The following is a 6,786-nucleotide window of genomic DNA, read 5'->3' as shown; positions in this document are numbered from 1 at the left end:
TCTTCGCGCACAACGTCGAGACCGTGCCCCGGATCTTCAAGCGGATCCGGCCCGCGTTCCGGTACGACCGGTCCCTGGATGTCATCACCCAGGGCCGCAAGCTGGGGATGGTGACCAAGTCCAACCTGATCCTGGGCATGGGCGAGACCCGCGAGGAAATCTCCGAAGCCCTCAAAGACCTGCACGAGGCCGGGTGTGACCTGATCACCATCACCCAATACCTGCGCCCCTCCGAACGGCACCTGCCGGTGGACCGCTGGGTCAAGCCGCAGGAGTTCGTGGACCTCCAGGACGAGGCCAATGAGATCGGGTTCCTCGGTGTGATGAGTGGGCCGCTGGTCCGTTCCTCCTACCGGGCCGGCCGGCTCTGGGCCACCGCGATGCGCAAGAAGGGCTGGGAAATCCCCGCCGAACTCGCGCACATCGAGTCCTCCGGCAGCACCCGCCAGGAAGCCAGCTCACTGCTGGCCGCCCACGCCAGCTGACCGTTCCGGTATTCAGAGCCGAGATCCAGAAAGGACCGAAGATGCTCCCTACAAGAATCGAAATCATCCCCTCAACCGGGATTGTTGACCAGGTCCAGGCGCTGGTTCCGCTGACCACCACGCTGACCATGACGTGCCTGCCGCACCACGGCATCGAGCGGACCATGCGCGCGTCGGTGGAGCTGAGCGCGCTCGGCTACACCGTCATCCCGCACCTGGCCGCACGCAGCATCCACGACCGGGCCGAGCTGACCCGGATCATGCGGGAGTGCGACGGTGCCGGCATCCGCGAGGTGTTTGTGATCGGCGGCGACCGGAAGCAGCCGGCGGGCCCGTATGATTCAGCGCTCCCGCTGCTCGAGGACATCGCCCACTACACCGGCGGCCGAATGCGCGCCGGCGTGGCAGGCTACCCAGAAGGCCACCCGACCGTGGCGGCCCTGGACCTGCTGGACGCCCTGCAGGACAAGCAGGACCTGGCCACCCACGTGGTCACCCAGATGTGCTTCGACGCCCCCAAAATCCTCGCCTTCGCGGCGCTCCTGCGCCGCGAAGGCGTGGACCTGCCCGTCTGGGCAGGCGTGGCGGGGTCCGTCCCGCGGACCAAGCTGGTGGCACTCGCCACGCAGATCGGCGTCGGAAGTTCCCTGAAGTTCCTTAGCCGCAAAGGCCCGCTGGCGCGCAAGCTGCTCAGCGGTGACCGCTACTCACCCAACACCCTGGTGGCCGGGCTCGAAAGCCAGCCCGGCATCGCAGGGATCCACCTTTACAGCTTCAACAACCTCGATGCGGTCCCCAACGAAGCGGCCGCGTCTTCCACAACGGCACTCCAGCCAGCATTGATTCGAGGAGCAGCACGTGAGTACTAAAACCGTCACCACCCCGGAAACGCCCCATCTTGAACGCCAGCTCAGCAACAGGCACATCCAGCTGATCGCCATTGGCGGCGCCATCGGCACGGGCCTTTTTATGGGCTCAGGCAAGACCATCTCGGCCGCCGGCCCGTCCGTAATTTTCGTCTACATGATCATCGGCTTCATGCTGTTCTTCGTGATGCGGGCCATGGGCGAACTGCTGCTGTCCAACCTGAACTACAAGTCCTTCAGCGACTTCGCCGCTGACCTGCTGGGCCCGTGGGCCGGCTTCTTCACCGGCTGGACCTACTGGTTCTGCTGGGTGATCACGGGCATCGCGGACGTCATCGCCATTGCTGCCTACTCGGAGGAACTCTGGCCGGGGGTGCCATTGTGGATTCCGGGCATCGCCACCGTGATCATCCTTCTGGTCCTGAACCTCGCAACGGTGCGGGCATTCGGTGAGACCGAGTTCTGGTTCGCGCTGATCAAGATCATCGCCATTGCGGCGCTGATCATTGTTGGCCTGTTTATGATCTTCAGCGGTTTCCAGTCCGACGCCGGCCCGGCCACCTTCACCAACCTGTGGAGCCACGGCGGGTTGTTCCCGAACGAATTCATGGGCTTTGTGGCCGGCTTCCAGATCGCCGTCTTCGCCTTTGTGGGTATTGAACTCGTAGGCACCACCGCCGCCGAGGCCAAGGACCCGGAGAAGAACCTGCCCAAGGCCATCAACTCCATCCCCATCCGCGTGCTGCTCTTCTACGTAGGCGCCCTCATCATCCTGATGTCCGTCACGCCGTGGACCCAGTTCCAGGCCGGCCACAGCCCGTTCATCGCCATGTTCTCCCTGGCCGGCCTCGGCGCCGCGGCCACCATCGTGAACCTGGTGGTGCTCAGCTCGGCCATGTCCTCTGCCAACTCCGGCATCTACTCCACCTCCCGCATGGTGTACGGCCTGGCCCAGGAGGGCGACGCCCCCACCGTCTTCAGCCGCCTGTCCGCCCGCAAGGTCCCGCAGAACGCCCTGTTCCTCTCCTGCATCCTGCTGCTCTCCGGCATCGTCCTGATGTACGCCGGCAAGGACATCGGCAAGGCCTTCGACATGGTCACCACCGTGGCCGCCGTCTGCTTCGTCTTTGTCTGGTCCATCATCCTGGCCAGCTACCTGAAGTTCCGTTCACGCCGTCCGCACCTGCACGCGGCGTCCAAGTTCAAGATGCCGGGCGGCATCCCCATGGTCTGGGTGGTCTTCGCGTTCTTCGCCTTCGTCCTGTGGGCACTGACCACGCAGCCGGATACCCTTCTGGCGCTGCTGATTACGCCCATCTGGTTCGTCATCCTGGGCGTCGCCTGGGTCATCCTGCGGAAGCGTCCGGCTCACCTGGCCCGCTACGCGGAGTTCCAGAAGGACCTCGCCGGCGAGAAGGAAGTGGCCGAGGAGAAGGCCCTGGCCGACGCGGAGCTCGCCGACGCGAAGGCATCGCGGGAGAGCTAAGTGGCAACCGAACATGTTCTGACCGTCAACTGCGCCGAGTCGCCCGGGATCGTCCATGCCATCACCGGGTACCTGCTGGATCACGACTGCGACATCATCGACACCAAGCACTTCGGTGACCGCCAGGCCCAGCAGTTCTTCATGCGGGTGCATTTCGAATCCGGCAAGCAGCCGCTGACCACGGAGGACCTGCGCCGGGACTTCGGGCCGCTGGCCGCTGAGTGGGCCATGAACTGGCAGCTGGAGCCGCACGGCCGCAAGCGCCGGGTCCTGGTGATGGTGTCCAAGTTCGGGCACTGCCTCAACGACCTGCTGTTCCGGGCCCGCACGGGTGATCTTCCGGTGGAAATCGTGGCCGTGGTCTCCAACCACACGGACCACCAGGAACTGGTCAAGTGGCACGGCATCCCGTTCTTCCACCTCCCGGTCACCCAGGAGACCAAGCCGGCGCAGGAAGCCCGCCTGCTGGAGCTCGTGGATGAATACGATGTGGAGCTGGTGGTCCTGGCCCGCTACATGCAGGTCCTCAGCGACGAGCTGTCGGTCCAGCTGACGGGCCGGACCATCAACATCCACCACTCGTTCCTGCCCAGCTTCAAAGGCGCCAAGCCGTACCACCAGGCCTACGACCGCGGCGTCAAAACCGTGGGCGCCACGGCGCATTACGTCAACGCCGAGCTGGATGAGGGACCGATCATCGCCCAGCAGGTCATCGACGTGGACCACACGTACACAGCCGATGACCTGGTGCGCGTGGGCCGCGACGCTGAGTGCAAGGCGCTGAGCAACGCGGTCCGGTGGCACTGTGAAGGCCGGGTAATGCTCGACGGCGGGCGCACAGTGGTTCTGCGCTGACCGTTCCTGCGCGTCCCCGCCCAACTGAGTAGCGCTAAGTGTCGTTATGAGCCCTCATAACGACACTTAGCGCTACTTACATTCGGGGGAGTGGGGCGGGGTGCGCAACAGTCGTGGCGCCCTTAACGCTCGACGGCGGGCGCTGCGTCAGGCGCGCTGCTGGAAGTGTGTGGGCGGAACCCCGCCCGGGAGCGGGCGCAGCATCGCTTCGGCGGCGTCGCGGATGGTCAGGTTCCGATGGTTCGATGCGAGCGTGAGAATCTGCAACGCCGACTCGTAGGAGCACCCGTTCTGGCCCATGATCACGCCGCAGGCCACGTTGACCGCGGTGCGGCTGGCCATGGCTGCGCGGAGATCCGCGGATTGGGCCAGGCCAGCCCGGACCTGCAGTGCCAGGACCAGGCTCTTGGCCGCCACGTCGGAGAACGCCAGCGCCTGGCTGGCGACAACCGGGGTGAACACGTTCGTTTCCGCTGAATACAACGTAAGTGCGGCCCGGTAGCCGCGTTCCAGCGGCAATGGCACGGCGACGGCGGAGCGGAAGCCGGCTGACCTGAGACTTGCCGGGTACTCGTCCCAGCGCTTGTCCAGGCAGTGATCATTGAGAATGATGGTCAGGCGGCCGCCCAGTGCCCGCGAGGTGGGACCCCGTCCGGCGAGCTGGTCCCACCGGGAAAGGCCGCCGGCGGCGTCGGTGGTTGCCGCTGTGAAGGGCGTCCCGTCCGGCCGCACGAGCGTCACCGTGCTCTCCACGGGGTAGCCGGCAATCTCGCTCACGGCGGACGCCGCAATCCGGGCCAGTGCGCACGCCGATGCCGCTTCCGAGTGTCCACGGATATCCAGCAGGACCCCCGAGACGCGCCAGTCCACCAGTTGATCGATCATCATGCCCCAGCCCCCATGTGTCGGTACGCCCTCATCGTAAAAGGCCCTGCCGGGGTGGCACACGAGTAGTGAGTACTCGCTTTTTTCCAGGGCGGGCAGGTAGCCACCAGGCCCGGGTTTCGTTGGTGTCCCTACATGTCGAAGTAGGTGCTGGCTTCCTCGCCCGAGACCTTCCGGACGATCTCGTCAGCCACGTCCCGGAGCTTCTGGTTCCGGTGGCTGGAGACCTTCATCAGGATGGACATCGCCTCGGTCTGGCTGCAGCGGTTCTGGGCCATGATGATCCCGCAGGCAATGTTGATGGCCGTGCGGCTCATCATCGCCGCGCTCAGGTCATCCGCGGCGCTCTCGGCGGTTCCCACCCTGACGGCAAGGCGGACGGCACTGCCGGCGACGTCGGCGAAACTGGCCGCCTCGCTGATGGTCGCCTCGGTGAACACGCCGGTGGCCGGCGCGAAGAAGTTCAGGACTGCGGCCGCGTTTTCGCTGAGTTCAAGCGGGACGCCCAGGACGCTGTGGATGCCCTCCTCGATCAGTCGTTCCTGGTAGGTCGGCCAGCGCGGGTCGGTGCGGACATCGGCCAGCAGTACAGGGGTCGCTGCCTTCAACGCTGCGATGCACGGCCCGTCGCCCACGGCCTGTTCGATGCGGTCCAGGTGGACTGCGCGCTCGGTGCTGCCGCCTACGGTGGTGGTTTTCCTGGCGTGCTTAAGGGTGACCCCGCACTCCACCGTGGCGCCGGCCGAGCGGCTCAGAGCGGCCGCGGCGATGATGGAGAGCCCGCCTAGGAAGTCCGCCACCGATCCCGTGCCGATAATCAGGTCCTGCAGCTCAATGAGCAGCTCATGTTCGGGCGAATTGGTCATGTCCAAATCTAGGCCGAACCCAGAGTGCTCACAAGCTAAGCGGCCGAAGCCCGGCGGTTCGGTTCTAAAAGATTTCTGTTAGAATCATGAATAATAACAATATTTTGTAAGTACTGAGTAGCCGGGGAGTTCCCATCAAAAACCCATATCGTCCCGGAGCGGCCAACACGCCCCTTTTTCTTGCGGGACGTGAAAGTCAGGAACGAATCCTGCGGGCAATACTCAGGGGAGCCCCCGAGATCCCGGCCAACTATCGCATTACCGGGCTCCGGGGCGTGGGGAAGACAGTGTTGCTCAAGCATTTCGAAGAAGTGACGAAGGGGGAGCTTAACTGGGCCGTCGGCAGGCTCCAGTTAGAGCCTCGACACAATCGTGAAGACGCCATCGTCGGGGTGCTCCATGACCTTCTCTTGGACGTTCAGGCCCAAGTATCACGGACTGAAAGTCTTCGCCAGAAGACGGAGGCCGTCATTAGTGGTGCGCGATCGCTGGCGACCATGACATTTGAAGATGTCACCGTCTCTTTGGGCGGCTCAGCCAACTCCAAGGAATCCAACCTTGCATCAGACCTTCTGGAAACGGCTCGCATCGCGGTGAAGTCCGGGAGGGCCGGCCTTGTCCTGATGCTCGACGAGGCGCAGGTACTCGTGGACGACAAGGATCGGGACGGGCAGCATCCGCTGTCGCTGCTCATCGCCGCGGTCAACACACTCCAGGAGCAGCAGGTGCCTGTTGCCCTCGTGCTTTGTGGACTGCCGACTTTGATCGCGAACCTGCTCAAGGCTCGAACGTATAGCGAGCGGATGTTCCGCGGGGAAGAGGTAGGGCGCCTGACGCGGGACCAGACGCGTGAAGCGTTCCTTCGTCCGTTGGATGGCACCGGCAAAGAGGCCAGCGAAGACCTTCTGAGTGCCGTGATGGACGACGTGGAAGGGTATCCGTACTTCGTGCAGCTGTGGGGTGCGGAGCTCTGGGATGATGCGGTCGACACATCATCGAACGTCCTGACCCTTGACCTGCTGAAAGGTCTCCGCGAGGCGATCTTCAAACGCCTGGACCACGATTTCTACTCTCCCCGGCTCGACTCCTTAACCCCTGCCGAGCAGGACCTCCTCCTGCTCACCGGCGACTGCGACTATCCGCCGCTGCGGACGGCTGACATACACAACGTCACTTCCCGCAAACAAGGCAACGTCAACGTCCTGATGGGCAGGCTGGCGGACCAGGGAGTGGTCTATCGGCTGCAAAAGGGCCTCTACGAATACACGGCCCCCAAGTTTCACGAGTACCTGATTCGGCGCAAGTCCCGTTCGATCTGGACATAACAACACTCCGCACAGTGC

The 6,786-nt window shown here is 64.1% G+C and carries 7 protein-coding genes; 5 read left to right on the top strand and 2 right to left on the bottom strand.

Annotation, left to right across the window (positions count from 1 at the left end; translation table 11 throughout):
* The 4 genes from ACX80M_RS18945 to purU all read left to right on the top strand — a co-directional run.
* On the top strand, positions 1-485 hold a 485-nt coding region (locus ACX80M_RS18945), incomplete at its 5' end, for a lipoyl synthase (RefSeq protein WP_459310158.1).
* A gap of 41 nt (positions 486-526) precedes the next feature.
* Positions 527-1,354 (top strand): methylenetetrahydrofolate reductase, encoded by an 828-nt coding sequence (locus tag ACX80M_RS18940; protein WP_459310157.1) that lies wholly within the window; start codon positions 527-529, stop codon positions 1,352-1,354.
* Entirely contained in the window at positions 1,344-2,837 is a 1,494-nt protein-coding gene (gene cycA, locus ACX80M_RS18935; RefSeq protein WP_252598637.1) for a D-serine/D-alanine/glycine transporter, read from the top strand. The genes ACX80M_RS18940 and cycA overlap by 11 nt, the downstream gene beginning before the upstream one ends.
* The gene (gene purU / locus ACX80M_RS18930; protein WP_459310156.1) at positions 2,838-3,692 is read left to right on the top strand and encodes a formyltetrahydrofolate deformylase; all 855 of its coding nucleotides are present in this window, start codon (positions 2,838-2,840) and stop codon (positions 3,690-3,692) included.
* A gap of 147 nt (positions 3,693-3,839) precedes the next feature.
* On the opposite strand, the gene ACX80M_RS18925 is transcribed toward purU, so the two are convergent.
* Together ACX80M_RS18925 and ACX80M_RS18920 are read right to left on the bottom strand one after the other, a co-directional pair.
* Complete coding sequence (locus ACX80M_RS18925; protein WP_252614620.1) at positions 3,840-4,580, bottom strand: GAF and ANTAR domain-containing protein; 741 nt, start codon at positions 4,578-4,580, stop codon at positions 3,840-3,842.
* 128 nt (positions 4,581-4,708) lie between these two features.
* The gene (locus ACX80M_RS18920) at positions 4,709-5,443 is read right to left on the bottom strand and encodes a GAF and ANTAR domain-containing protein (RefSeq protein WP_459310155.1); all 735 of its coding nucleotides are present in this window, start codon (positions 5,441-5,443) and stop codon (positions 4,709-4,711) included.
* A gap of 113 nt (positions 5,444-5,556) precedes the next feature.
* Here ACX80M_RS18920 and ACX80M_RS18915 point away from each other — a divergent pair, with 113 nt between their 5' ends.
* Entirely contained in the window at positions 5,557-6,768 is a 1,212-nt protein-coding gene (locus tag ACX80M_RS18915; RefSeq protein WP_256471253.1) for an AAA family ATPase, read from the top strand.
* Positions 6,769-6,786 lie beyond the last annotated feature (18 nt).

Source organism: Pseudarthrobacter sp. MDT1-22, assembly GCF_054511035.1.
The sequence above is the reverse complement of the archived record's forward strand: the minus strand, read 5'-3'. Positions and strand labels throughout refer to the sequence as shown.

Coding starts and splice junctions, on each gene's coding strand:
- ACX80M_RS18940 (WP_459310157.1), top strand. CDS start 527: ATGCTCCCTACAAGAATCGAAATCATCCCCTCAACCGGGATTGTTGAC.
- ACX80M_RS18925 (WP_252614620.1), bottom strand. CDS start 4,580: ATGATGATCGATCAACTGGTGGACTGGCGCGTCTCGGGGGTCCTGCTG.
- ACX80M_RS18920 (WP_459310155.1), bottom strand. CDS start 5,443: ATGACCAATTCGCCCGAACATGAGCTGCTCATTGAGCTGCAGGACCTG.